The sequence below is a fragment of the Streptomyces sp. NPDC058632 genome (assembly GCF_042717095.1).
Lineage (GTDB): Bacteria > Actinomycetota > Actinomycetes > Streptomycetales > Streptomycetaceae > Streptomyces.
Genome location: NZ_JBHXQZ010000107.1, coordinates 1 through 25,774, shown reverse-complemented (window position 1 = coordinate 25,774; position 25,774 = coordinate 1). Strand labels below are relative to the sequence as shown.

Below are 25,774 nucleotides of genomic sequence, written 5' to 3'. Positions count from 1 at the left end.
CTACGCCATGCCGCCCGCGACTGCCACAGGCCCCTGACCGCCCTCGGCCTCACCGGATGAATCCGGACAGATCTCGATCATGCAAGGGACCCTGCGCGCCCGACCAATCTGCTGTCGTACTCAGCGACAGCGAATACGTCTTCCTCGACGACCTCGCCCGCGTGACGCGGCCGCCAGCGTCAACCCGACGACTCGTCGTATTCAATACCTGTGACAGCGCGGCCGCTGACACACAAGGCCCTTATGATGACCGGGGAATCGCCCGTTCCGTGGTGGGACCCGACCAAGCGGTCATTGGCCACTTGTGGCCAGTCGACGGAGATGCCGCCACCGTTTTCGGTTCGCTCCTCGCAATCGAACTCGCTGACGGAAGCGATTACGCGGAGGCATTCGCCAACACTCTGCGCGATCTGCAACAGGATTGGGCCACGTTGGCCGGTCAGCTTGGTGACCGTGGTATCGGGTCCCTGGTAGCCGAGCCCTTGGACGGCTTCAGGCAGCCCACCATCTTCGACTGGGGAAGCGCCGCCTTCCTGGAATGACCGATGGTGCACGCAAGGGGCTACGGGGGCCAGGCATCGCCAGCGCGCTGGCCACCCAAGCTGGCAGGCGGAATTGGGATGATCCCTCACGGTTGAAGACGATCTGGCCTATCGACCACACCTGTGGTCACCATGCCGACCGCGACTTGTCCGACCGACCGGCCGACCGCCGCGCCGACTTCGCCGAGTGGCTTGCCAGGCAGGAGTGCTCTGTTAACTGCACCGTCCTCGCCTCGTTGGTCACGGCATAACAGGCCGCGATCAAGGAGCAAGTGATGGATGTACGCGATGAGTTGATGGAGGGTTGCGGAGCTATCCCTCTCCTTGGACGAGTGGTGGAGGTGAACCGGGCACATCCGCCGTACGCGATGCTCGATGCGACGGGGGCCGAGGTCGAGCCGGTCACCGCGTTTCTGCGGGACCTGGCGCTTGGGGATTCCAGCCCGCTGACCTGCCGCAGCTACGGCTACGGGATGCTGCGGTGGTTCCACCTGCTGTGGTTGCTGGGCACCGGGTGGGAGCGGGCGACGGAGTCGGAGGTCGCGGTGCTGACGGGTTGGCTGCGCTCGGCCGCCAACCCGCAGCGTCAGCGGCACCGGGCCGATGCTCCGGTGGCCGGGACGGTCAATCTCCGCACGGGCAAGGCATCCCTGTGCGCCGGGTACGCGCCGCGCACCATCAATCACGCTCTGACGGTGATCAGCGGGTTCTATGAGTTCCACGCGCATCAGGGCCGCGGCCCGGTCGTCAACCCGGTGCCGCACTCGGCTCAGCGGCGCCGCGCGCTGGGGCACCGCAGTCCGCTGGAACCTACGCCGGTGGTGGGCCGGGCCCGGCTGCGGCAGCGAGTGTCCGACCGGTCGCCGCGGTCGATTCCCGACCGGCTGTGGGACGAACTGTTCACCGCGATGAACTGCGACCGGGACCGGGCACTGCTGGAGATCTTCGTCTCCAGCGGCGCACGCGCCAAGGAACTCCTCGGCATCACCGTCGGCGACATCGACTGGTCCGGCCAGCGGATCTATGTCATCACCAAGGGCACCCGGGCCAGGGAAGCGGTCCCGGTCTCCCCCCAGGGCCTGTTCCGCCTGGCCCTCTACCTCGACGCGGCCGGCACACCCGCCGATGGCGGACCCCTCTGGAGGGCCCGCCGAGGCCCCGACCGTCCGCTGACCTACTGGGCCATGCGCCGTGTCATGCAGCGGGCGAACACCCTTCTGGGAACGAACTGGTCCCTGCACGATCTACGGCACACCGCCGCCTACCGCATGGCCAATGGCGGGAAACTCACGCTCCCCGAGGTCCAGACGATCATGCGGCACGCCGACATCCAGACCACCAACCGCTATCTGGCCGTCCACATCGAGGAACTCTTCGACAAACTCACCGAGCACTACGCCACACCGCGGCCGGCCCGGCACTACCCCGCGGGTTACGCGGCCGCGGACATCGAGGCGGTGTTCGGTGCCTGACCTCGCCCGTCCCACCACCGGAGTCAGCCGCCGCCACACCCACACCGGCGACGAGCCGGCCTTCGCCTCCAGCCAGATCGAGGCCCGACCGGCCTCGGCGACCACCGTGCCGCGCCCCTTCGGGGATCTGTCCGCCGCCACGCCACTGCTCATCGGCCGGCTCGCGCACGACGCCTCGCCGGCAGCCTCCGCGCGGACCGCCGAACAGCACCGGGCCTCCACCCGGCGCGTCCTGGCCTACTTGGGCGGGTTCGAGGGCGGCACCTGGCAACAGCGCTGGGATGCCAGCCCACTGGGCCGCGGCGAGATCACCGCCGCTGACCTGGGCACCAACCGGACCGGGCAGAAGTACAGCGTCGGCGTCAGGGCTCTGTTCTGCCTCCGCGTCGTCCAGCCGACGCTGTTGGTGATGAAGAAGCACAACTTCAACGGATTCCCCGACCAGTTCATCGCTGCCCAGAACGACCCCCTGCTTAAGAAGTACGCCGCCCAGGTCGCTCACCATGACTTCTCCTGGCCCCACAAACGCCAAGCGCTCTTCGACGTGTGCTGCCTGCTCGCGGTCCAGGGCATCGGCTTCGCCGACCTCAGCCCGGCGGCCCTGCTCCACCACGCCCACGCCTCACGCACGGCGAAGGCTGTTCTGCGGCCCGGCAAGAAGGACGCCAACGTGTTCGCCGGGCATGCTGCCTGGAACGTCCTGCACGCCATGGGCCGCTTCGCACCCAGCACACCCGCCACCCTGCGTCAGGCCCTGCACCGCGGCCAGCTCACTCTCGAGGAACTCGTCGACCGCCACACCATCCGCAACCAGAGCGTCCGCCGGCTCCTGCTCGACTACTTCCACCGCCGCAAGTCCGACACCGACTACGCCTCCCTGGTCCACCTCGTCCGCCACGTCGCGCACCACTTCTGGGCCCGCATCGAAGAGATCAACCCCGGGCAAGCCGATCTGAACATCCCGGCCGACCTCTACAGCGCCTGGCGCCAGCAGATCGGCATCCGCCACGACGGCAAGCCCCGTATCGGTGTCGACACCATCGTCATCGCCGTCCGCAGCTTCTACTACGACCTGCACACCTGGGCCGCCGACGAACCCGAACGATGGGCTCCCTGGGTCGCCTCATGCCCGGTCCCGCCCAGCGAACTACGCGGACTGGCCAAGCGCCGCCGCCGGATCAACGAGCGGTCCGCCGACCGAACCCGTCTGCGCCAACCACTCCTGCCCCTCCTCGTCCGACACGTCGAGGAGCGCTACGACCACACCCGCACCCTCCTGGAAAACGCCTCAGCAGCCGCCACCAACACGCCCTTCACCCACGGAGGCCGCACCTACCGCCGCGTCCTGACCGAGGAAGACCGCACACTCGACCGCGGCGGCCACCGCACACCCGTCCGCGTCCAGGACGACATGGGGCAGCTGGTCCAGATCGAAGCAGAAGAAGAGACAGCCTTCTGGGACTGGGCCACAGTCGAAACTCTGCGTCACTCCGGCACCCGCATCGAGGAGATGTGCGAGGTCAGCCACCTCAGCATCCGCCACTACCAGCGCAACAACGGCGAGATGGTCGCCCTCCTGGTCATCAGCCCGTCCAAAACCGACCGTGAACGCGTCATCCCGATGTCCGCCGAACTGTTCCACGTCATCGCGTCCGTCATCCGACGCCACACCCGCGACGGCAGCCCGGTCCCGATCCTGCGGCGCTTCGACCCGCACGACAAGGTCTGGAGCCCGCCGATGCCGTTCCTGTTCCAGCGCAAGATCGGCTCCACCCGCAGCGTGATCAGTCCCGTGACTGTCCTCAACATGCTCGCACGACGCTGCACGGACCTCGCTGAACACCATCCCGCGTTCCGCTCGGTCAAGTTCACCCCGCACGACTTCCGCCGCATCTTCACCACCGAGCTCGTCAACAGCGGACTGCCCATCCACATCGGCGCCACGCTGCTCGGCCACCTCAACATCCAGACCACCCGCGGTTACGTCGCCGTGTTCGACGAAGACGTCATCCGCCACTACCTCGCCCATCTCAATGAACGCCGCCAGCTCCGTCCCGACGACGAATACCGCAACGTCACCAGCGTGGAGTGGGACGAATTCGAAGAGCACTTCGACAAGCGCAAGGTCGAACTCGGCGCATGCGGGCGCCCTTACGGCACCCCCTGCCAGCATGAACACGCGTGCATCCGGTGTCCGATGCTCCAGGTCAGCCCGAAGATGATCAGTCGACTCGACGATCTCGAAAAGGACCTCATTAACCGCCGCGCTCGGGCCCAAACAGCGGGCTGGCGCGGCGAGACTGAAGGCATCGACCTGACCCTCACCCTCCTGCGAACCAAGAGAGACGAAACCAGGCGGCGCCTTCATCGTCCCGTCGTCAACCTCGGCATCCCTCTCCCACAGACCACCACAACACCGCAGGAGACCACACCATGACCTCCCCCACATCCTTGGCCGAAGCAAGCAATGCAGCCGCCGACAGGCCCCAGGACAGCAGGAGCAACGCGCTCACGGAGGGGCCGCAGGTACAGTCCTCAGTCGTCTTCCTCCATCAGGGCGTCCTGGATTCGTCGGGCTACGGAAGCGACGTCAGTTGTGCTGTCGACGGGAATCTCGATGCTGACCTTTTCGCCCTTGGCCGTGATCTGGACGGTGATTCCAGTACGCTTACCGAAGGTGTGCTGGATAATCTCCGTGAGTCTGAGGAAGGTGTCCGGTCCCTGAAGGATGCTGACGGTGGTCGTGGCCACGGTGATTCCGATCAGGGCGATCTCGGCAGCGGAGCCTCGAGTGCCCGGACGGATCGCCAGCCTTTGACGCACTAGGGCGTCGGCGAGTTCGGATGGCATGGCTACGGCAATCAAGAGTTGCCCCTTTCGCTTGTTTTCAAGTCGGCCGTGTGGCGTGGGTGCATAGGCTTAGCGGGGTGTCAGTACGCTTGGTAGGAGGCCCAGATGACAGGGTGCGGGTCACGGACGTCGTCGCCGGAGTCGGTGGTCCCCCGCAAGGAGCAGATCTTCCACTCGTTGAGCATCCTCAGCTGAAGCCTCCTCAGCAGGTCCACGTGGTTGTCCTGTGGTCGGGCAAGCATTTCCTCCACGATCAGGTCCTCGAATACCTCGGTGAACGACGTGTCGAGAATGTCGACGGACGTGGCGATCACCTGGTCGGCACCCGACTGGATGGCGCCGGCCGCGAGCCCGATAGCCTCGCCTCCGAGGGACGAGGCAGTTGAGCTGGAGCAGCATGACAGAACCACGCGTTCCGGCACTGGCAGGAATGGTGTGCCGTCGTCGAGGCAACCGAACAGTTCCCCCGAACTCAGGTAGTCGTCTCCAGCCAGAGGAAGGGCCGACCACGCTGGATCGGAGTCGTGCACCGCGTGCCCGCGGTAGAAGAACAGCCCCCGGGTCGAGGGCCCGATCTGGTGGAGTGCCTGGAGCAGGGCTTTTTTGGTAGCGGGCGCTGGGGACCCCGCCGCTTCCAGCAGTGTGGCCGCGCTCCGCACCACCGATTCCGAGGTCCGCTCGCGTAGCGTCCCGTCCGGGTTGTCGCATGCTAGAAGGAACGGTGCGGGGGAGGAATCTGGCCGTCCCCTCCGCGCCGAGCGAGTGAGCTGAGTCGGGGTGGAGGTCCACATCCGCAGTGCGGCCCGTTCCACCAACCGCTCCTCGCCCCCCGGGATCATCACAATCGGCCAGGGCACGGAGGCGAGTTCGCGTGCTGCCGAGATTGTCAGCTGCACCGGATCGGCCGCCGTTGCCGCGCTCAGTTCCGCCACCAGTGGCGGCGGCAGCAGATCGCCGATCGTGCGGGTGATGATCTGTTCCTCGGCTGACTTCCAGCTCTCGAGGTGCGTGTAGGGCTCGTAGTAGTCACCGGGGCCGCGCTTGTAGGGGAACAGGCTCCAGCTCTTCGGTTCGGACGACTGCGATTGCCCGGCCAGGCCGAGCAGTACCGGTTTGACGCGGTTCTGCTGTCGTAGGTCCTCTTTGCCGTACCCGATCGGCTTCCCGTCCTGAGCAGCGAACCAGAAGAGGAACCCGTCCTCGATGTGCGAGGACCAGAAGAGGCCCTCTGGCAGCGCCTCGTCCAATGATCGCGGCGCGAGTGTGTGTGCGCTCTTGGTCGGCAGCACGCTGCCGTAGTGAGGCATGAGAAGTGCCACGCCCTGAAATGATACGGGTGACGGGAAACGCAGAAGAGTAGCGCCGAAGGCGTCGTTGAGCGCGGTGAAGATGGCCTTGGAGATGAATGGTCGGCTGTTCTCCGTCGCGTCGGCCAGCTCCGACGGTGTGCTGACCCCGCTATCCGCGAGCTTCTTGTTCTCGTCCTCGGTGTCGACCTCAATGATCGTTCCGATCATGGACTGAAGTCGGCACGACTCGATCAGTTCGGCCACGGCCCGGCCGTCACCGAGGGCTATCACCGATGTCAACGCCGCACGCCTCGACGGGCCGAAGTTGGCCCATAGAGCGACGCGTTGTGCGTGTGAGCAGGCACGGTAACGCGGAGCGTCCAGCTTCCCCCAAGCTGCGAGAGCGAGACCAAGTCCTTCTTCGTGCCGCCCCATGGCTACCCAGATGGTTGCGGACCGTTGCTCCAGTTCCCCAACCAGCCAGTAGTCAGCCCCTTCTCCTGCCAGCCGCGCAATTGCTGAGGCCAGGAGACCGAGCGCTCGTTCCGGCTGAGCGTCGGCGGCGAGGCGCTCCGCGAGGCAGGAGACCAGGTAGGTATAGGGGATGATGCCGAGTTTGCGTACCTGCTCGATCCCGACGACCTCATGCGCGCCGATGCCCGGAGTCTCATCCAGCACACGCGCGGCAATCTGATGGAAGACAGCGGAAGCTCCGTGGCTTGCTCCCTCGATAATCTCCAAGTTTGCGAGCGCGCTGTCCCGGTCTCCCGCCTTCATGCTGAGGACGACCGACTGGCAGAAGGTCCGGCGCTTGTGACGCGCGGTGCGCCAGTAGAGTGCGGCCCCCGCGAAACATTCCGCCGCAGTAGCCCAGTCGGCGAACCGCACGTATTCGCGCCCCAGTAGTTCGTAGAGGATCGCCAGATGCCTGTCGGGAACCATGTCGGGCTGAAGAGGCTGTTTGGTGGTGCGGATCAAAATCGACAGCACATAGGAGGCTCCCGCGTTGCCCGAGTCTTCGGCATCGGCCTTCGTCGCCCCGCCGAGGAAACCGTCGAGTTCCAAGAGGTCACTGCGCAGCGCGTCCGGCAGGCCCGCACCACGTTCCACAGCAGCATCAATGAGTGCCGCGATCCGTCTGATGCCGGGAGTCGCCAACTTTTCCCGGTCCGCACGCAGCCGACGCCGCCCGAGGCGTCCTGCGACTACAAGAAGACGTGCGTACGCCGCTGGTCTCATGTGTCCCCCGAAGGTCACGCTCCCCCGTACGTCACCAGAACCGGGTGTGGAACCGCCGAGGTCCGGCAGTGGAGCAGTTACCGAAATCATGCCGTCCCGCAGCGATCGAAGGGGCCGGAATACGAAGAATTCCGGATGCAACCAGCCGACGCACGTCTCCTGCTGACCGGGGAGATGGTCAGGTACACGACTGGCACGGCAGCTGTAGTTCTTGATCACGGTTGGTCGTGACGGTGGTGTCGTTGCTGGTGGCAGGCGGTTCGCGACGGCTTGGTGCCAGCGTCGCCAGGCGGTCCAGTGCAGGACGTGCTCGCGATCGCGGACGGGTGGCGGCAGCACGAGGGCGCGCAGGATCCGGACGAGTTCGGGGCAGCTCAGCGGGGCGAGCGCGGGCTCGTCCTCGGCAGCGTCGTGGACGGCGGTGGCCATGAGGGCAAGGGACGGCGGCGATCAGGAAGCACAGTGTCCAGCGCATCCAGGAGTTCCAGCAGGTCACCTGACCCTGGTCGAGTCCGGGCGAGTTGGAAGGTTTCCTCGATCCGCCACCTGCAGCGACGAGTGACGCACTCGTTCAGGTGAAGTGCAGATAAGCACGGACTGCTGGCGCGCCTCGAACGAGGGCGACGAGCAGGACAAGGCCGCCTGGCTCAAGGCAAAGCGCGCCGAGGAGCAGACGGCGTCCGAAGCCTGGTCCGAGCAGTACCGGATGCCTCCCCTGGAGGGGACCGAGCGGGCCGTTCCCTGGAGCGTGCGCTGTCGCCACCAGATCCTGACCAACGCCTACACCGCACTAGTCACCGAATGCACGACCAGCGAAGCGGACTGGGCGGAGATCGAGGAGAACGCTCGTACGGTGACCCGCGCCGGGTGGTGGATAGACCAGAGGTCGTCCGAACCCGAAGACCTCACCGAACTACTCCGAGCCGCCACCGGGGCCGACCGGCCGACAGAGAATCCCTTCTTCTGACCGCCCGGGTGCCCTGCTGATCGCCACCGTGGCGGCCTCTACCAGCGATTCTCGGCCGGACCAAACCCCGGATTTACCGGACGCTCTGCCCACTGGCCCACCTCCAACGGGTCCTTCGCTCCCTCTGCCCCGGAGGCTTCCGTGCCTACCTCGATCACCATCACGTCCGAGTTCAGCGGCAGCGTCGTTGCCAAGGGCGCTACTGATGACCTCTCCGCGCAGCTCCTCCGTCACGCCGGTTTCAAGCAGATCGACGACTGGCACGGCCGACGCCATCGCCTGCCCACCACCACTCCGCTCGCCGACCAGGTCGCCATCGCCAGCCATGCGGCCGAGATGCTTCGAGCCGCTCGCTATGACGTCACCCTTCCGCCGTCTCTGGACACAGCCCGGATGAGCCCTCCGGTGCATGCGCTGGGGCCCTACGCCGCCGGAGCCGAACTTCTCAGCATCACGGACCAGATCCGTGCGGCCGAAGACGGAGCCAGCCTTCAGCGGGCAGTTGACCACCTCCTTCACCCCGAACACGGTGCGCTGGAGCGTGTCCGGGAGGCGCTGGAAACAGCGGGAGAACAGGTCAACGACCTGGACGACGACGCGTATGCGCTCGCCGACCGGTTCGGCTTCGCCTCGGAGTTCGTCAGCTCGGCCCAGTCCGAACTCGTTGATTCCCAGGCCGAGCTACGCCGCGACGGCGCCGCTTCGACCAGTTACTCGGCAGCACGGACCGTCCGTGATCACCGTGGTGCCGCTCTGGCCACTTCTCCTGCGGCGAACCAGACCAAGGTCTCCTCGGCGTCCAGTTCCCAGACGGCGTCGCTCACTACGACGGGTCACCCGCCGCGCGCCGCAACGCCCCGACGGTGGCCCCGGCGGCTCTCTTCGCCGTCGGCCACCAGTACGTCGCGCATCCCAGCTCGACCCACCTGTCAAAGACCACTCACCCGAAGAGGTAAACGTGCCCGAGTACTACTCCAGCATCGGCGAGGCCGTCGGTGCGGCCATGCAGCACAACATCCGGCTCGCCCACCGCAGCGCGGCACCGGGCTCCAACAAGCCGCTGCAGGTCAGGCACCTGCCTAGCACTTCCGCCGATCCGTACTCGGTCCGCGGAATGATCTCTCGCCTCCACGAGGACGCCTCGCCCGATGAGGTGGCGGGCATCATCGAGGAGGTCAACGGCGCACTGGTCGGGGCTCTGCCCGAGCTGACCGAACTCGTCGCCTCTGCCGCCGATTGGACTCGCGCCCGTCTCGACTTCGACGACCCGCATCACAATCCGACTTTCGAGACGTGGACACGCCTGGCAGCCGCGTACGGGATGCTCCAGGACGTCCGTGAGCAGTTGGAAGTCGCGGAGGACGGTCTCGCTGCCTGTCCCGCAGAGCGCACGGACCCCCGGCACCACCAGATGGTCAACGCCCTGCGCAGCCGGGAGTTGCTCGACGATGTCCTCGGTACCGAGGCTGCTCCTGTGCCGTCCTCTGCCCGGAACTTCGATTCAGACCGGCAGCGGGCGGCCCGCGCCTCCTCGCCGCGCGCCGGAACATCGCCGTCGACCGGCAGTCCGCCGGCCACCGCAGCACCTCCGCCCGCGCCTCGTTCTGCCGGCCGACCCCGCTGAAACGTTCCGCCTCAGACGTCCAGGAGTACCCCCATGCGCTGCACGAGAGCCGAGCGCGCCCCGCCCCCGCCCGCTCGCACACCCAAGGAACCGCCGTGCCTTCCCCGCGCACCAGCGCGCCCTCGACCACCACCGGGTCGGACGCGCTCCTCTACCTCCTGTTCGGCATCCTCGGCGCCGCCATGGCCTTCGGCTCCCTGGCCTGGCTGACCGGGAATCTCACCAATACCTTCGTCGGGAGCGGGACATGGGCCCCCTTCCGCGTCACGGACGCGCTGCTGCACCCGGAGGTGCTGTGGCCGACCTTGAGCACCAGCATGCTGCTGGTCGGCGCCCGCGTCCTCCCCGCCCTGTTCACCGTTGCCCTGGTCGTCACCGCTGCCGTGCTGTGGATGCGCTGGCGTGCCGGGTCCAAGTCCGGCCTCGCCCGCAAGGCGGAGCTGGCGCCGCTGCTGGACAAGGAGATCGTCGCCAAGGCGAAGAGCCTGCGCCCGAGCCTGGGCGGCCGGGAGAGTAAAAGAGGTCCTGCCCGCTGACCGCGGCATCCTGCTCGGCACCCTCGATCCCGGTCGTGCGGAGGTCCGCGCGTCCTGGGAGGACGTGATCGTCGCGATCATGGCCCCGCGTTCCGGCAAGACGTCCGGGCTGGCGATCCCCGCGATCCTCTCGGCACCGGGCCCGGTCCTGCTCACCAGCAACAAAGCCGCGAACGATGCCTTCACCACCACGGTGGACGCCCGTGCCGAGGTCGGCACGATCTGGACCCTCGATCCGCAGCAGATCGCCCATCACCCGCGCGAGATGTGGTGGGACATCCTCGCCGACGCCCGTGATCTCGCCGGGGCGAAGAGGTTGGCGGGGCACTTCGTGACGGCGAGCGTGGACGAGTCCAGCGGCTCCGACTTCTGGTCAACCGCCGCGAGCAACACCCTCGGCGCCCTCTTCCTCGCCGCAGCGTCCCACCGGCGGCCGATCACCGACGTCCTGGCCTGGCTCGCGATGCCGGCCGACCGCACCCCGGTGGACCTGCTCACCGACGCAGGCCACCATGCGGTCGCCGCCCAGCTCCAAGGCACCGTCTCCGGCGCAACCGAAACGCGTGACGGGATCTACGAGACCGCGAGGCAGTATGCGAGCTGCCTGCTCGACCCGGACGTCGCCGCCTGGGTCACCCCGAACGACGACCTTCCCGAGTTCCAGCCGTTCGCCTTCGCCACGTCCCGCGACACCCTGTACCTGCTGAGCAAGGACGGCGGCGGCAGCGCGTCCGCGATCATCGCGGCAGCGGCCGACGCCGTGATGCGCGCGGCCGTGATCGTGGCCGAGCGCTCCGGCGGGCGACTCGACCCGCCCGCCCTGTGCGTCCTCGACGAGGCGGCGAACGTCTGCCGCATCTCAGACCTCCCTGATCTCTACAGCCACCTGGGCAGCCGAGGCGTCATCCCGATGACGATCCTGCAGTCCTACCGTCAGGGCCAGCGGTGCTGGGGCGAGGCCGGTATGGACGCCCTGTACTCCGCCGCCACCATCAAGATCATCGGATCTGGCATCGACGACGCGGACTTCGCCGACCGGCTCAGCCGTCAGGTCGGCGATCACGACGTCCAGACCACCTCGGTGTCGACCAGCGAGGGCGGCAGGTCCACCTCGGTGAGCATGCGCACGGAGCGGATCCTTCCGCCGGACGCCATCCGCGCCCTGCCCAAGGGCAAGGTACTGCTGCTGGCCACCGGCATCCGGGTCGCCATGCTCAACCTCAAGCCCTGGTACAAGGAGCCCTCCGCCAAGGTGGTCGGCCCGGCTGCCGCTCGCGCCACGAAGGCCATCACCGAGCGTGCCCTCGCGAAGAGCATCGGCCAGGACGATCTTGGACTGTCGGCATGAGCGCGCCCACACCACAGCAGGGGCGGTTGGCCCACGCTCCGGTCGTCCTGCGCGGTGGCCGGTGGTGGCTTGACGGCGAGGCAGGCTCGGTTCCCGCCTCCGATCCCGCCTTCACCGCCGTCCTGGACGACTTCGCGCTGTCGATGGCCGCTGCCGACCAGGCAGTCGCCAACCTCCTCATCCGGCAGGACGAGGCGTCCAGCGTTGATCCCGGGGGCCAGCGGTGAACCCGCTGACGAGTGCCGAGCAGGCGGTCCTCGGTGCCGCACTCCTCGACCCCGAGCAGCTCTCGCACCTGGAGTGGCTCGCTGCGGACCACTTCTATCGGCCCGTCCACCAGGCGCTGTTCGCCGCCCTCCGCAAGCTGCGCAACGACGGGCATCCCGCGCTCTCGGCCGATGACCCGTTGCCGCTGTCGTGGGTGACCGACGCGGTCGAGGAGGCCGGACAGCACGTGCGCGGGCTGACCGCGGCGTACGCCCACACCCTGATCCAGGCGTGTCCCCGAACCGAGCACGCCCCGGTGTACGGCCGCATGGTGCTGGAGGGGGCGATTCACCGCACCGTCGCCCAGCACGCGATCCGTCTCCACCAGGCGGCTCGGGCCGACGCCGTCCAGGGCGAGGTCGAGGTCGAGGGAGCCTTGCGTACGGCGGACGTCCTGACCGGCGTACTCACCGACCTTGCACGACGCTGGGGAACCGACCCCCGACCGGTCCCACCCGCCGCTGGGCCCTCTGCTGCCACGGACATCCCGCCTCCGGCGCAGAGCGGCCAGGTCGCCGAGGACGAGCGGTTCCTCCTGGCCGTCCTCGCCGAACAGCCGGGGGCCATGGGCGAGGTGGTGGCCTGGCTGCGGCCGGGAGACTTCGCCGACCCGACCCACGGGCAGCTCTACCGATGCCTGGGCGCGCTGCACCACCGAGGCGAACCCATCGACCGGATCACCCTGCTCTGGGAGGCCCAGCGACGCGGTCTGCTGGCCGACGGCACTGTGTCGAGCGAGCAGCTGACCGCCGTCTGCGAAGGCATGGTCCCCGGCAGCGCTGACTGGTTCGGACAGCGGGTGATGCGCTCCTCCGTCACCCGCACCGCCGCCGCCTCCGCGCGAGCCATCCGGACTCTGGCCGAGAACGAGGTTCTGGGGCCCAGCCGGCTGATCAACCACGCCCTGCACGAACTCGGTCCGCTCGACGAGGTACGTGCCCGCTGGGCCACCGCGAACAGCAGTCCGGCTCCGAAGACCACGGCATCCGCGCCGCCGGCGGCCGAGCCGCCGCCCGACCGAGTGAAAGCCGCCCGCGCCCGCAGCACACCACGCCCAGGCGCGTCACCCCCAGCCCCGGCCAGCCGCCTCCCCACGCTGTCAGCAGCCCGACCACCCTCGCGCGGCCACCCGTGAGGCCGCCCCCTCCCCACCAACCTCTTCTGCCCCTGGAACTGACCTTGATCTACCCCATCTCCGCAGCCGCGCCGGACCTACGCGCCACGGCCCCGAGCCTCGCCACCCCCTTGATCGGGTCTCTCTGCTCGGGGTACGGCGGCCTCGACCTGGGTGTGCAGTCCGCGCTCGGCGGCACGCTCGCCTGGCATGCCGAGGTCGACCCGAACGCCTCACGCATCCTGGCCCGCCACTGGCCCGGCGTCCCGAACCTGGGCGATATCACCGCCGTCGACTGGTCCACCGTCCCCCGGGTGTGCGTCCTGACGGCTGGCTTCCCCTGTCAAAGACGTCTCGGTCGCCGGTCGCCGGGCCGGACTCAACGCCCAGACCCGCTCCGGGCTCTGGCTGCACGTCGCCCGTGCGGTCGCAGCCCTCCGACCCTGCCTGGTTGTGATCGAGAATGTGCGCGGCCTCCTCACCTCCCCCGCCGGTTCCCTTGGCGACGTGGAACCCTGCCCGTGGTGTCTGGGAGACACCGCAGGTCAGCCTGCTCTGCGGGCACTCGGTGCCGTACTCGGATCCCTGGCCGACCTCGGGTACGACGCGAAGTGGCTCGTGCTTCGCGCCTCCGACGTCGGGGCCCCGCACCGCCGCGAGCGGACCTTCCTCACCGCATGGCCCGCCGGGCACCCTGCTGAAGACGCCGACCAGCAACATCGGGAAGAACGGCGGCAGCCAGCATCCGTCGAAGCGGAAGAGCGGGGGGCACGGTCCGAACCTGGCCGACGAGGTCGAGTGGCTGCTGCCGACCCCGAAGGCGTCGGACGGAATCAAGGGTTCGCCGAACCAGCGGCACGGCAATGGCGACATGACCCTGCCCAGTGCGGCTGCGTCTCTGTTGCCGACGCCGAGGGCCAGCGACACGGGCACCCCGGGCCGCCGCCCCGGGAAGGGATGGCGGCCTCCCTTGTCGGCGGTGGTCCTGCCCCTCTGGGCGGAGGAGACGCCGGAGGCGGGGGCGCGGACCGGCGATGGGGAGCGTACGGATCCGCCATCACCCGATGGGAGAGCCTCACCCGCCCGGCCCCGGCCCCCACGGACGGCGCCGGTCGGCTCCGCGCGGACTTCGTGGAGTGGATGCAGGGCCTCGACGCCGGCTGGGTCACCGCGACTTCGGGGCTCGGCCGTCCAGCGCAACTCACCGCGCTCGGCAACGGCGTCGTCCCACAACAGGCTTCGCGCGCCTTGCAGTTGCTGGCACCACCCTTCCCCCGCTGTCCCAGCTGCGCCGACCGATAGCGCTCCACTACCTCGTTCTTCCGGCCGGACCAAACCGCTGATTCTCCGGATCCTCTCGGGCATGTCGCCGTCTCACAGATGGAGCACACCCCCATGGCCGACACCAGCCCGACCTCCCCCGGCCCCGAGCCGTACCGCGTCCCCGACGCAGACCTCGACGACCTCGCCAGCACCCTCGCCAAGACCATGGCCGAGGTCAGGCAGCACGGCGTCATCCTCGACCGCCTCGGCTCCGAGCCCGACCCCGGCGCCGTCCAGCCGCCGGACGGCGCTCCGGAAGCCGAGGCGGCTGACGGGAAGAAGCCCGACGGCCCCGCCTCGGTGTTCATCCTCGCCCTGGGCGGCAAGGAGTACGCCGTCGAACTCGCTGCCCTCAGCGACTGGGTGAACTACCTCTTCCTGCCGGTGTACGGCCGGGAGATCAGCACGAGCCGTCCCTGGTGCGCGCACTGGCACGAACACCCCGAGGCCGTCGCCCGGCTCCACGCACTCTGGCTCGCCTGGCAGCAGTTCACCGACACGGAGGCCGGCCTGTCCGGCCCCTCGACCTGGCACCGCGACCACCTGGACCAGACCCTGGCGCACCTGCGTGCGCCCGACGGACCGTTCGCAGCCTGCACGACCAGCGCAACTCGCCCCAATCACCGGGTGCTGGCCACCCCGGCGCCCGAGCAGGCGGGGGTGGCGGCGTGAACGACATCCTCGACTTCGGCCTCGACGATCTCTCGCCGGTCGACGACGACTCCGAGGAAGCGATGGAGGCTCTCTGGGCTGGCGACCTGACGGTGCTGTCCCAGCACCACACCACACCCAACGGTTCGCACAGCTTCGTCCTCGCCCACGACCGATCGGTCACCTGGGGGATACCCGGCGAGCCACAGCTCGTTGCGATCGCGGTCGCTCGGGATCTGCGGCAGTCCACGTTCACGTTCGAGACGAGTCACCACGCCACGGCGTCCTTCGCACAGAACTGGCTGGCAGAACGCGGCTGCCCGCTCGAACGGATCGCACTGCACGGTGGCGACTACATCAAGCCCGCCGACGACCTCACCCTCCAGGTGGAACAGCAGATCCAGACGTCGGGCACCCGCTACGAGGTCCTCGACACCTACACCTCTGACGACAACCCCAGCGAGGCGTGGACACTCGTCAACGACTCCCAGGCCACCCAGGCACCGGTTCGCCTCTTCTACGAGGAGTGGAACCACGGCGCCGACACGTACACGATGCGCGAAGGCGCCTTCCCCGACGTCGGCGTCGCCCAGACCTGGCTGGACGAGCGCAGTGAACCGCTGCCCGAGCCTCCGGAGTACAGCGACCACAACGGTGCTGTCGTCCGGGCCCGCATCGCCCGAATCGCCCTTTCCCGGTCCGCCGGAACCTCTCCGACACCGCAGACCGGGCTCGACGCGCCCCGCGCGTCAGTGGCGGCACCGGTCCAGCGCGCGGTCCAGGGGAGGCTGCTGTGAGCCGCGCCCGCTTCGCCTTCGCCGCGCACCCTGACGCCATCGCCGACCTGCGGGAACTCCCGTCTGAGATGCGCGATTTGGCCTTGCTGGAGCTGCAGAACCTGGTCCACGGAAGCGACGACTGCTTGCCGTTGAAGGGCCGCCTCGCCGGCTTCCACAAGGTGTACGTCGACCCGAAGGTCTCTTACCGGCTGGTCATCCAGTTCCGCCAAGCGCCACCGACCTCGACCCACAAGCGCGAGATCTACCTCGTGGCGGCTGGCAGCCGGAAGGACTACGCGGTCTACCGCGCGGCCCACCTACGGACCGAGCCCCAGCAAGGGATCGGCCCGGACTCCGCCACGGAGGCCCGCGTGCAGGCCGCCCGGTCTCGCTCGACGCTCACCACCGAACGGCCGACAACGGGCCGCGCGGCTGCCCCGTCACCAGCGCCGCCCTCGGCCACTGCTTCTCGAAAGGTTGCCCAGCGATGACCAACGACCGTACTGCGCTCACCCGTTCAGAGCTGGCCGATCTCCTCACCGAGGCCGCTCAGAACGTCGGCGGCATCCCTGCCGCCGAGTACCCGACGGCCGCCGCCCGCTCCTACCTGCATCCCGTCTTGGGGCCGCTGGCCGCTGGGCCCTGTGTGATCACCGGGCTGAACGACCGGTTCGAGGGCTTCCTGGCCGCCGAGCCACGCCCCCCTGGTTCGGCCGGCCTGTTCGCTCTGGCCTCATACGCCTCCGCGCTGGGGTGGCTCACCGAGTCGTTCGCCGAGCTGACCTCCTCGGTCGACGAGATCTGCACCTGCGTGGGCATCCCCGCGGAGCCCCGCGCAACGATCGGCGCCCCGGCTGGCCGAACCGATCAGGACGACGAGTTCGACTTCGCCTTCAGCGCGCTTGAGTTGGAGGCGGTCCGCAACGCAGCCGAGGCCGCCGGCCTCGCGCCGGACGACTACGTCGAAGTTCTCTCCCAGTCACTGCTCGCCGCCGCCCGGATCACCGACGCCTGCATGGAGATCTCCAGCGGCCTGCTCGACGACGCCGACCTGCTCCGCGAATCGAGCGACCGCCCTCGGCTCGGTGACGATCCCGGGAGCCTGCCCGCTCTGGTCCGCTCCCTGCTCGCCCGGATGGAGGCGACGGAGTGAACCCGTACGACGCAGACACACACCCTGGTCCCTATCTCGTCGTCGAAGTGCTCGGTGTCGGGGACGTCAGCGTGCCCGCCCTCGCGCCTGGTCCGGGGGAGCCGCTGCACCAGGCCGCTACGCGCGTCATCGAAGCCGCGGCGGCGTTGGACGAGCGACACGAGAGCGTGCTCGACGCGGTCCGGCGGTCGCAGCGGCTGCTCGAAGGTGCTGGTCGCGGTGAAGTCGGCCGCGCCCAGGTGTCGTACGCGCTGCTGCGGACCGCACTCCCCGAACTCGGAGACGTTCTGGCGCAGCAAGACCGGGCGTACAGCCAGCTCGTCGAGTCCCTGTCCGCCTACCGTCGGCTTCCTTCCTCGTCCGAGCCTGCCCAACGCGCGACCAACAGGGGCCACGGGCAGGGCCAGAAGACGAGGCCCGACCGGGACGACGACTGGGCCGTCGCCGGGCAGCGCGGGCTGGTGGCCCTCGAAGCCGTTGCGGCCGGAGGCGTTCGCTTTCGTCGCAACGCGATCGGCGAGGACCCGTACGTCTCACGGGAGAAGGCCCAGCGGCAGGACCCAGCGGTCTTCCCGCAGACCGTGCAGCGGCTGGTCGCTGACGGGCTACTGCATCAGGACACCACCGAGAGCGTGTACCGGCCCGGCCAGCTCCTCTCGCTCACTTCGCGGGGTGAAGCCGCCTTGCGTGATGGTCGCGCGACGACCTCACGGGTGTCCGCCGCCCTCGGCCGCACCACCACGCAGGCCACGTCAGGCACGCTCGCCGACTCGGTCGCCGCGCCCGCCGCCAGGACCTCCCTCGCGGCCCCCCGCTCACGCTGACCTCATCCCGAAAAGGACCCCACCATGCCTACCGCCGGCCTGCCTCCCACCTTCTCCATCGCTTCCATCGACGCCCAGCGCGTCGAGGAGGCTCTCGCCCGGATCGGACCCAAGTGGACCGCTTGGACCGCGATGACCCTGGCCCAGGTGAACGGGCCTATGCGCGTCCGCGATGTTGCTGCCCAGCTCCCCTTCGTCAGCGAGCAGTTCGTCGGCAAACGGCTGGCCACGATGCACGCCGACGGACTGGTGGTCCGTGGCTACGACCGACGGGCGGCGCCGTACCGGCTCAGCGGACTCGGCGCGGCTTTGGCCCCCGTGCTCCGCACGGTGTCGGACTGGTCCCGTACCCACGTGACACAGGAGCCGATGGCCGAAGCCGAGCGGGTCGAGGATGCGCTGCGCCGCCTGCACCTTCGGCACTCGACCGGCGTGATTCAGGTACTCGACTCCGCTGAAGGCCCGATGCGGTTCGTTCACATCGCCGAGGCGGCCGGACTGGACAACGGCACCGCGCGGCAGCGACTTCTGCGGCTTCAGGCCGACGGCCTGGTCGCACGGACGGGCTCCCGGCACGGAGACCCCTATGCGCTCACGGATGCCGGCCAGGCGTTGGGGGCCGTCTACGCGAGTGTCGAGCACTGGAGCCAGCCGTTCGCGCTGCGAAGTGAAGCAGCGGCGTCGCGTCCGGTAGAGGCAGCTACGCGCACCCACGTCGGCATTCCGCTGGGGGCGGGGGCCGACGGCGCCCGGACCGCGGCTGCCCTGCGGCGGAGCGCCGCCGCGTCCAACGTCATGTTCAGCCACGCGCCTCAGCCGCAACCGAGGGTGCCGGCGGCCGTGACCGCTCAGTCGGCACCGGGCCGGGGCCGGTGACGGGCGTGAGAACCAGAGGTCACTCGACGCCGCCACGGCATACGCGTTCACTCCAGCGACTCCCGCCGCTGCGTACGCGGATCCGCTCCCCTCCTTCGCTTCCGGAGACTCGATCATGCACGCCCCTGATGACCCGTACCAGTACCAAGAGGTGCTGGTCAGCCCCATGTACCTGGCTGGTTCCAACGGGACCGGCGAAGCTGGCTTCGCACCCGTCGCCCAGTGGCCTCACCAGTACCTCGATGAGGGCTCCTGCCAGCTCCTCGTAACCTCTCCCGACCAACGGATTCGGATCGGCTGGTTCGGCGACGACTTCGAGCTGTGGAAGATCAGCGCAGCCGAGGACGCCTTCTCCGCGCCTCGCTGGACGGCAACGTTCAACCACGTCACCCCGGCCGAGATGGTCGCCGGCCTCACCACCGCACTGGTCCAGGACTACGACGAAGCCATCGCTTCCGACACCCTCGGCCGCTTCTTGACGGGGCCCACCGTCCCTTGGAGGGACACCGTCCGGCCGCTGACCGATGCCGGCTGGGCCCTTGACGGAGGTGCTGAACTCGGCACCGTCGAGATCATCGCTCCTGACGAGCAAGCGGGCATCCTCATCGATCGGCGGGGCTACGGCTCCGACCGCACGACCGTCGAGCTGTGGGCGGGCCCACCGGGCTGGGGCACTCGTGCCGAAGCGACCTTCACGGCCCGCACCCCGTCCCATTTGATCGCCGCGACCGCCGCTGTGATGGCGAAGTCGACCCCGGTGGTCCGCGAACGCCACCAAATCGACCGGCGCATGCAGCACCTGGTCACGATGACCCCTGTCGCTTCGGCCACACCGATCGCCGAGGCTCAGGTCTCGCGCGCTCCGACTCCGCTGGACGTACGCCGCACCGCGGTCACCCAGGCCGTACACCGTGCCACGCGGGCACCACGCACAGCAGCCGACCTACGGATGATGGCCGCCCAGAGCCGCTCCACGGGTGCGGCGCAGAAGCGGACGGGCCACCCCGCCCCCGCGACCTCTGGCCGACTGCCGGCCAGCTCGCCGGTGCCACGGCGCGGGCGCTGACGCCCATCCCAAGCCGCGCTGCGCCCTCGACCGTACCTGCACAACAGGAGTTCCACCGTGCCCACCACCACCATGCTCGACCAGGCCACGGCCATGATCGAGAACGCCTGGGGCCAGCCCATCGAAGCTCTTGAGGTCCTCGGGGTCCGCCGCCCCAGCGACGACCCGCTCCTGCGCTGCGCCATGCACACCCGAACGGCCCTGGCCATCACGGACAGCGCGGTAACCGTTCACCAGGACCATCTTCACGCCCTGTCCCGGCATGGGTACGTGCCTGACTTCTACGAACTCGACCGGATCACCGAAACGGCGGTCAGCCTCCGCGTCGCCCACGCGGAGAGCCGTGCGTACCTCCAGGCGATCCGGCGCGTGGTGGAGGCTCGGGAGGCCGCCCCATCCGAGGTTCAGGCACCGGTGGTTCAGCTGGCAGGCCGCTGTCGCCCGCTCCGGGCAGACGCCGCACGCCCCGGGGGCCGTGCCCGAACCGTCCTCTCCGGCGGCTGTCGTCGGGCCGTCGGCGCCCACAGCGGGGCTCCGACGTTGAACGCTTAGCTCCGATTCTCGTCGCGGTGGCCCTCTTCGGCCCGGGGGGCCACCGCGCGGGCCAGCTCCTCCATCGTCAGCTCCACTCGCCGACCTTCGGCGACCCGGCGCTCCACCGTCTCCTCGTCCGGCCACTGGTCGGGCTTGTACGCCGACTCCCCACTGGCCGTCGGCGACCATCGCGATGTCGCCCACGGTCCAGGGCCGGCCGGCGGCGCGGATCTTGCGTTCCAGTCCGGCGCCGTCCCAGTGTCTGCTCGCCTCGGCCACCGCTGTCCCCACTTCTCTCGCCTGCGGCCCGTCACCGCAACCCATGTAGGACAGCCGCGGTGGCCTGTCCATTCCCGGGTCTCCCGTCACCTGCCGACGACCCCGAGTTCGCCCACGGCAGACGTCCTTGCCGGGAAACGACTACGCACTTCGGCACGTCACATGCCAACGTACGGATGTCGGGAAAACCTCAGGTCAACGAAGGGATTCATACAACCGTGAGCACCTCTGCCACCCTCCTTCCGGCCGTTGTCCGCCCCACGGCCGATACTCTCCACTGGCTCTCCGCCGACCACGGTGCGGGGCCGGTGCTCGATCTCCTGGACGCACTCGGGTGGGCGATCGTCGACACCCCCGAGGTCAACGTCCACGCGACCAGCCCCGACGGCTGTGTCTACGTCGGCTGGCTCCCCGAGGACCCGTCGGCCTGGCAGCGCAACATCGTCTGGCACGTCCGGGTGCAGCCCGCCGATGGCGACGCATGGGTCCAGGAGTTCGGTCTCCACACCCCCTCCGAGGCCGTTGCCGGATTCCTCGGCGCCCTGGTCACCAACTCCTCGTGCTGACTGCCGATCAGGCTCCGCTCATACATCCGCCGACGGCTCGACGACTCCCCGTCGTCGAGCCGACCAGCCCTCTCAATGTCCACCGTTCACGGAGACTCCCTTGCCCCAGTACCTGACCGTCGGCCACCTGCTTCGCCAGCTCCAGGAACTCGACCCCAACCTGCCGGTCCGTCTCGCCGTTAACCCCGACTTCCCCTTCGCTCACTTCGTGGGGGCCAAGGTCGTCGTCGGCGACGGCAAGGCGTACATCGCCGACGACGGCCAGGAGGACTACCTCCCGGTGGGGGCGCGCGACGCCCTCACCGGGGCCTGATCGCTTCCCTACCATCACGGAGGCTTCCCATCTCGTCACTCTCGCGCGCCGCACCCCGCCTCGCACTGCACACTGTCGCGGCGCGCCCCATGCCGCACGGCGTGCACAGCGCGCTTCTCCAGCGCATCTCCACCCGCCCCGACGGCCCCCTCGACATCACCTGGCTCGCTTCCGAGACTTCTAGACTCCCCCTCGGACGCATCCGACTGCGCTGGGAGCCCGCCTCGCCCAGCGGCTGGGACGTCTCGACGTACCTGGGGCTGACCACCGCCGAGGTACTCCTCGGGTCTTGGCCCGCCGCCCCGGACGACTGGCCGCGCCTGGTCCGTCCGACCCTGTACGAGGTGACCGGCCTGTGCGCCGCCCTCTCTTTCGCGACCGACGCCCTCGACCTCTCCAACCGGCTCTCCGGAGTCTGACCGAGGACCGCCGAAGGCCGCCCCACGCCGCTCAGGCAGGGGCGGCCTCGTCGTGCGTCCACCCGTTCGTTGCATATGCTCGACCCGACGAAGGAGGACACCATGGCCGACGACCAGCGGCAATGGGGAGACCCGAAGGTCACCGCCCACCTGGGTATCAGCGTCGGCGCGCCCCGCAGCCGCAAGAGCCGGGGTAGCCTGCCCTCGCCCGACGACCCCAGCGTGCCGAACCGTCCCCGCTGGAAGCCGTCCACGTTCCAGAACTGGGGGCCGATCGGCCGGGGATTCCACAGCGACCGGCACGGCTTCCCCCAGCAGGAGACCACTCCGTCTGGCTGACCTGTACCTGTCCCCCGTAGGCTCTGCCCATGGCGTTGGACTGGGAGCGAAGCTGTCGGAAGGGGCTACGTGACCACACTCACTGTCATACGAATGCTCGAGCGCCTGCGGGTAGCTGGGCTTGACCTTCCGCCGGGCGCTCAACTCGTCAACACCTTCGCTCGCGACTGGCAGCGGAAGGAGGGGGCATGGGCGTGGCAGGCTGTGGATATAGGAGACGTGCCTCTCGGCGTAGGTTCCCCATTTCCTATGCGCTTTCTTCTCCCAAGACGGTGGGAACTGGTAGCCGATGAGCGCGAGGGAACAACCGTCGTCTTCCCGGCCCACCGTGAACGGAAGCCTCCCTCAGAACAAGAAGCGTCCCGCAAAGGAAAGCTCGGCACGGTGCCCCTGGTACCTGCACCCTCTCCTACGGGACCACGTGCTGCGGCACAACGCCACCGCCGCACCCCCAAGCCCACGTGGGTCTACGTGGGCGCACCAGTACTGTTGCTCGATGGGAGCCAGGTATTCATCGTGCAGGTAGATGAAGCCAACTCTCTTGTTTGGTGGCGCAGTTCGATATCGAAGGGCTCAAAGCATCAGGCTGCGTTCCATGTCCTACGGCCTGCCTCTGGATAACTCCTAATCTAGGTAGGCGCCCACAAAAGTGCCGTCGAATCCAAGGGCGGCCAATCCCGCTTGGACGCTCGGATAGGTCTTCCCGTGTGGACCACCGATCAGCGCGTCGAAGTCGGCGCGGCTGATCTCGGGCTCGAGCCACTGGTTGCCGCACCGGCAACGGACCCAGACGTTGCGCCCGTGGTTGATGAGCAGCCAGTCGCGTCGGGCACGACAGGCGGAGCACATCACGGGGATACCCCCGAGAGCGAGTTCGCATGAGTGGCCGACGCAGCGAATCGCCCCGGGTCCGTCGGCTGGCCGCGTCTCGGCCTGGAGCTGCAGCAGAGGGTCGGTACCCGCGGGGAGGACGGGCAGCGCGGGTGCCGGCTCCGTGATGCGGGTGGTGGTTCTGAGCACGAGCGTCATCTCCCGGTTGTCGGTCCTGTCTTCATCCGTAGCAGCCAGCGGAACCGACTGTCCATATATTTCGCGGCGTGCGCTCGGTCGGTGGTCGACTACCGGTTCGACCTGGTCAGCGACGTGGCGAGCGGCGATTGGGGTCTGGAACAGTCCCGGGCGGTGCGGCTGCCGTCGCGATTCGTTCGCTGGTGCGGCTGCTCGGCGGGGTGGCCTGGCGGGTAGCGGCCTGCGGACGACGGGCACCTTCGCCCGGGTGTGCCGGGAGCTGGGCGATGCGCCGCAGACGCCAGACCAGGACATCGTTCACGTCATCGGCGCTGTCGAGTTCGCGCATGTCGATGGCCTGGCGCAGGAGGGCTTCGGAGTCGTGGCCCGCCCGCTCGGCCTGGGCAAGGGTGGCGACCAAGGCGTCGGTCCTCGCTTCCATGCCCCCTGCCCGTACGACCTTCTCCGGCAGGACGGCGCGAAGGGTGGCTTCGTGCGTGCGGCGCTGGGCTTCTGGAAGGGCCCGACCTTGATCGTGCAGCACTCGCATCGGCGTGGCGGCGGCCTGCCGGTAGGCGGTGCGCAGGTGCGCGGCGGCTTGTCGGGCGGCGTGGGCCTGCTGAGCGTGTCCGCGAGCGGAGTGCCAGCGGGCGGCGGCGAGGGTGACCAGGACGAGGGTGGAGACGAGCATGGCGGTGGTGCCGCCGTCTTCGCCTCGGCCGAGCGCCCCGCCGGCCTGGACGATGCCCCGGGCGGCTGAGCGGAGAGCCCGGGTGTCGACGCGTTCGGCGCGGACGTGGCTGCGGGTCGCCCGCTCGAAGGCGCGAGCTGCGGCGGCCAGCTCGGCGCGGGTGGTGGCCGGTGAGGTCTGGGCCACCGCGTCGAGGAGTTCTCCGACGCCGACGAGCTGGGCGGCGGTCTCGCCGTCTTCGTCGCGTTCCAGGAGCGTGACCGAGCGCTCGGCGATGACGACCGCGTTGCGTCGTTGACGGGCGGGCGGTGACCAGTTCGTCCGGTCAGCGGCGACCGCGGGCGCGCTCGGCTCGGCGGCCCCGTCGGTGAGGCGTAGGCGGATCTTCGGAAGGGAGAGGTCGGGGGCCAGTTTGGAGCCGGGGTACCAGACCGGGTCTCCATCGCGGTTACGGTCGCCGGGCAGGGCCACGTTGTAGCCGAGCGCGTCACCGGACGGAGCGTGCCGCAGCTTCACTCGCACCCCCGCCTCTCGGAGCCGCGTGAAGAACTCCTCTTCCGAATCCGCTCCCGCCACGGCTCGACGAACGGCCTCACGGAGCGTCTCGCGCGAGGTCTCCGGGCGGCCGGTGCGCTCGGCCTTGAACTTCTCGGCGCTGCTGGGATTCTTCGCTGCGGTTCCGTCGCCGGCGTTCAGGCGCCGCAGGCCCATCTCCTTCTCGATGCGGCGGCATTCGGCCTGGGCCTTGTTGAAGTCGTAGTTCAGGCGCGGGTTGCGCAGGTCGCCGCGTACGAGGGTGGCGACGATGTGGATGTGGTCCTCCGCGTGGCGGACGGCGATCCACCGGCAGCCGTCGGGGTCTCCGACCGGGGAGATGCCGGTGGCGTGGACGATGCGCTGGGCGACTGCGTTCCACTCCTCGTCGTCCAGCCGCCGGTCCCCGGGGGCGGTGCGGACCGAGCAGTGCCAGACGTGCTTGGCGGGCGCGCGGTCGCCGGCCTGCTTGACCCGCAGGTCCAGGGCGGCGGTGAGCCGGGCGAGGGTAACCTTCGGGTCGGGGTCGAGGCCGGTGTCGCGGCCGGGGTCGGGGGCGAAGCCGTCCCAGGAGCCGACGAGGTGTGCGTCGGTGTGCTCCTCGCGCCGTCCGGGGCCGTACAGGTAGACGAGGAGGCCGTGGGTGCGGGAGCCGCGTCCGATGTCGGGAACCATCACAGCCGCCTGGTCACCAGGTCGTTCGCCGCGTCATCGACTCGGGCGAGAAGTCCGGTCAGCGTGCCCAGCACGTGTTCGAGTTCACCGGCGCGCGGGTGGCCACCGCTGTTGAGGACGAAGGCGATCTGGTTGATGTTGTTGCCGATCCGGGCCAGCGCGGTGCGCAGTGCGGCGAGTTCGTCGATGGCGACGTCGAGCTGGTCGTACCTATGGACGGCGGCGTGTCCGCGGGCGGCGCTCAGGCCGGCGGTGGCGAGGAAGCGGGCGACGGTGACGCCGCGCTGGGTGGCGGCGTCGGTGATCTCGGATTTCTCGGTGTCGGAGAGGCGGGTGGTCGTCTTGCGGGCGCGCTCGCTCGGGTTGCGGCTGCGGCGGCGCGGGGTGCGGTCGGGGAAGGCGGGCGTGCTCGGGCTCGTCTGCTCGGGGTCGGCAGGGTCATCTGCTTCTCCCCCGGTGACCGGCGCCCCCTGGTGCCGGTTGCCCGGCTGGTCCC

At 69.1% G+C, this 25,774-nt stretch carries 25 protein-coding genes and 2 pseudogenes; 22 read left to right on the top strand and 5 right to left on the bottom strand.

The window, feature by feature from the left end:
- The first annotated feature begins 56 nt into the window (after positions 1–56).
- The 3 genes from ACFWVE_RS30205 to ACFWVE_RS30195 all read left to right on the top strand — a co-directional run bounded on the left by ACFWVE_RS30205 (position 57) and on the right by ACFWVE_RS30195 (position 4,451).
- On the top strand, positions 57–542 hold the full coding sequence (locus tag ACFWVE_RS30205; protein ID WP_384020782.1) for a CHAT domain-containing protein: 486 nt from the start codon (positions 57–59) through the stop codon (positions 540–542).
- Positions 543–817: 275 nt separating this feature from the next.
- Entirely contained in the window at positions 818–2,014 is a 1,197-nt protein-coding gene (locus tag ACFWVE_RS30200) for a tyrosine-type recombinase/integrase (protein WP_384020779.1), read from the top strand.
- Positions 2,007–4,451, top strand: a complete 2,445-nt coding sequence (locus ACFWVE_RS30195; RefSeq protein ID WP_384020776.1) for a tyrosine-type recombinase/integrase — start codon at positions 2,007–2,009, stop codon at positions 4,449–4,451. Before ACFWVE_RS30200 ends, ACFWVE_RS30195 begins: the two co-directional genes overlap by 8 nt.
- Before the next feature lie 98 nt (positions 4,452–4,549).
- Here ACFWVE_RS30195 and ACFWVE_RS30190 read toward each other — a convergent pair whose 3' ends face one another.
- Positions 4,550–4,879, bottom strand: coding sequence for a hypothetical protein (locus ACFWVE_RS30190; RefSeq protein WP_384020773.1), 330 nt, complete (start codon positions 4,877–4,879; stop codon positions 4,550–4,552).
- Between the two features lie 65 nt (positions 4,880–4,944).
- Complete coding sequence (locus ACFWVE_RS30185) at positions 4,945–7,821, bottom strand: CHAT domain-containing protein (RefSeq protein WP_384020769.1); 2,877 nt, start codon at positions 7,819–7,821, stop codon at positions 4,945–4,947.
- Between the two features lie 151 nt (positions 7,822–7,972).
- On the opposite strand from ACFWVE_RS30185, the gene ACFWVE_RS30180 reads away from it, so the two are divergent.
- From ACFWVE_RS30180 to ACFWVE_RS30090, 19 genes and pseudogenes are all read left to right on the top strand, one after another.
- Positions 7,973–8,359 carry a hypothetical protein gene (locus ACFWVE_RS30180; RefSeq protein WP_384020766.1) on the top strand — a complete coding sequence of 129 codons (387 nt, stop codon included), beginning with the start codon at positions 7,973–7,975 and terminating at the stop codon, positions 8,357–8,359.
- A gap of 958 nt (positions 8,360–9,317) precedes the next feature.
- Complete coding sequence (locus ACFWVE_RS30175) at positions 9,318–9,983, top strand: hypothetical protein (RefSeq protein ID WP_384020763.1); 666 nt, start codon at positions 9,318–9,320, stop codon at positions 9,981–9,983.
- A 95-nt stretch (positions 9,984–10,078) separates the two neighbouring features.
- A pseudogene (locus tag ACFWVE_RS30170) lies at positions 10,079–11,867 on the top strand (type IV secretory system conjugative DNA transfer family protein).
- Positions 11,864–12,094: a hypothetical protein gene (locus ACFWVE_RS30165; RefSeq protein ID WP_384020760.1), complete on the top strand. Its 231-nt coding sequence runs from the start codon at positions 11,864–11,866 to the stop codon at positions 12,092–12,094. The pseudogene ACFWVE_RS30170 and the gene ACFWVE_RS30165 overlap by 4 nt, the downstream one beginning before the upstream one ends.
- A complete protein-coding gene (locus ACFWVE_RS30160; protein WP_384020757.1) occupies positions 12,091–13,269 on the top strand; it encodes a DnaB-like helicase N-terminal domain-containing protein in 1,179 nt (392 codons plus the stop codon). The genes ACFWVE_RS30165 and ACFWVE_RS30160 overlap by 4 nt, the downstream gene beginning before the upstream one ends.
- Positions 13,266–13,535, top strand: a pseudogene (locus ACFWVE_RS30155) (hypothetical protein); the annotation flags it as partial. The gene ACFWVE_RS30160 and the pseudogene ACFWVE_RS30155, both read left to right, overlap by 4 nt.
- Positions 13,536–13,578: 43 nt before the next feature.
- Entirely contained in the window at positions 13,579–14,550 is a 972-nt protein-coding gene (locus ACFWVE_RS30150) for a DNA cytosine methyltransferase (protein WP_384020785.1), read from the top strand.
- 93 nt (positions 14,551–14,643) lie between these two features.
- On the top strand, positions 14,644–15,243 hold the full coding sequence (locus tag ACFWVE_RS30145) for a DUF4913 domain-containing protein (RefSeq protein WP_359618803.1): 600 nt from the start codon (positions 14,644–14,646) through the stop codon (positions 15,241–15,243).
- Positions 15,240–16,019: a glycosyl hydrolase gene (locus ACFWVE_RS30140; RefSeq protein ID WP_384020754.1), complete on the top strand. Its 780-nt coding sequence runs from the start codon at positions 15,240–15,242 to the stop codon at positions 16,017–16,019. Before ACFWVE_RS30145 ends, ACFWVE_RS30140 begins: the two co-directional genes overlap by 4 nt.
- Positions 16,016–16,492: a hypothetical protein gene (locus ACFWVE_RS30135; protein WP_384020751.1), complete on the top strand. Its 477-nt coding sequence runs from the start codon at positions 16,016–16,018 to the stop codon at positions 16,490–16,492. Before ACFWVE_RS30140 ends, ACFWVE_RS30135 begins: the two co-directional genes overlap by 4 nt.
- Positions 16,489–17,154 (top strand): hypothetical protein, encoded by a 666-nt coding sequence (locus ACFWVE_RS30130; RefSeq protein ID WP_384020748.1) that lies wholly within the window; start codon positions 16,489–16,491, stop codon positions 17,152–17,154. Before ACFWVE_RS30135 ends, ACFWVE_RS30130 begins: the two co-directional genes overlap by 4 nt.
- On the top strand, positions 17,151–17,978 hold the full coding sequence (locus ACFWVE_RS30125; RefSeq protein WP_384020745.1) for a large ATP-binding protein: 828 nt from the start codon (positions 17,151–17,153) through the stop codon (positions 17,976–17,978). The genes ACFWVE_RS30130 and ACFWVE_RS30125 overlap by 4 nt, the downstream gene beginning before the upstream one ends.
- Before the next feature lie 24 nt (positions 17,979–18,002).
- Positions 18,003–18,854, top strand: a complete 852-nt coding sequence (locus ACFWVE_RS30120; RefSeq protein WP_384020742.1) for a winged helix-turn-helix transcriptional regulator — start codon at positions 18,003–18,005, stop codon at positions 18,852–18,854.
- A gap of 115 nt (positions 18,855–18,969) precedes the next feature.
- Positions 18,970–19,920, top strand: coding sequence for a DUF317 domain-containing protein (locus tag ACFWVE_RS30115; RefSeq protein WP_384020739.1), 951 nt, complete (start codon positions 18,970–18,972; stop codon positions 19,918–19,920).
- A 57-nt stretch (positions 19,921–19,977) separates the two neighbouring features.
- On the top strand, positions 19,978–20,472 hold the full coding sequence (locus ACFWVE_RS30110; RefSeq protein WP_384020736.1) for a hypothetical protein: 495 nt from the start codon (positions 19,978–19,980) through the stop codon (positions 20,470–20,472).
- Between the two features lie 479 nt (positions 20,473–20,951).
- Positions 20,952–21,299 carry a DUF317 domain-containing protein gene (locus tag ACFWVE_RS30105; protein WP_384020733.1) on the top strand — a complete coding sequence of 116 codons (348 nt, stop codon included), beginning with the start codon at positions 20,952–20,954 and terminating at the stop codon, positions 21,297–21,299.
- Between the two features lie 100 nt (positions 21,300–21,399).
- Complete coding sequence (locus ACFWVE_RS30100; protein WP_384020730.1) at positions 21,400–21,612, top strand: hypothetical protein; 213 nt, start codon at positions 21,400–21,402, stop codon at positions 21,610–21,612.
- Between the two features lie 101 nt (positions 21,613–21,713).
- A complete protein-coding gene (locus tag ACFWVE_RS30095) occupies positions 21,714–22,031 on the top strand; it encodes an esterase (protein ID WP_384020727.1) in 318 nt (105 codons plus the stop codon).
- A 102-nt stretch (positions 22,032–22,133) separates the two neighbouring features.
- The gene (locus tag ACFWVE_RS30090) at positions 22,134–22,370 is read left to right on the top strand and encodes a MarR family transcriptional regulator (protein ID WP_384020723.1); all 237 of its coding nucleotides are present in this window, start codon (positions 22,134–22,136) and stop codon (positions 22,368–22,370) included.
- A 624-nt stretch (positions 22,371–22,994) separates the two neighbouring features.
- Here ACFWVE_RS30090 and ACFWVE_RS30085 read toward each other — a convergent pair.
- The 3 genes from ACFWVE_RS30085 to ACFWVE_RS30075 form a co-directional block, all read right to left on the bottom strand.
- Positions 22,995–23,399 carry a hypothetical protein gene (locus ACFWVE_RS30085; RefSeq protein ID WP_384020720.1) on the bottom strand — a complete coding sequence of 135 codons (405 nt, stop codon included), beginning with the start codon at positions 23,397–23,399 and terminating at the stop codon, positions 22,995–22,997.
- A gap of 106 nt (positions 23,400–23,505) precedes the next feature.
- Entirely contained in the window at positions 23,506–25,278 is a 1,773-nt protein-coding gene (locus ACFWVE_RS30080; protein ID WP_384020717.1) for a relaxase/mobilization nuclease domain-containing protein, read from the bottom strand.
- Positions 25,278–25,774 (bottom strand): plasmid mobilization protein (locus ACFWVE_RS30075; protein ID WP_384020715.1); only part of this gene is annotated, 497 nt, incomplete at its 5' end. The genes ACFWVE_RS30080 and ACFWVE_RS30075, both read right to left, overlap by 1 nt.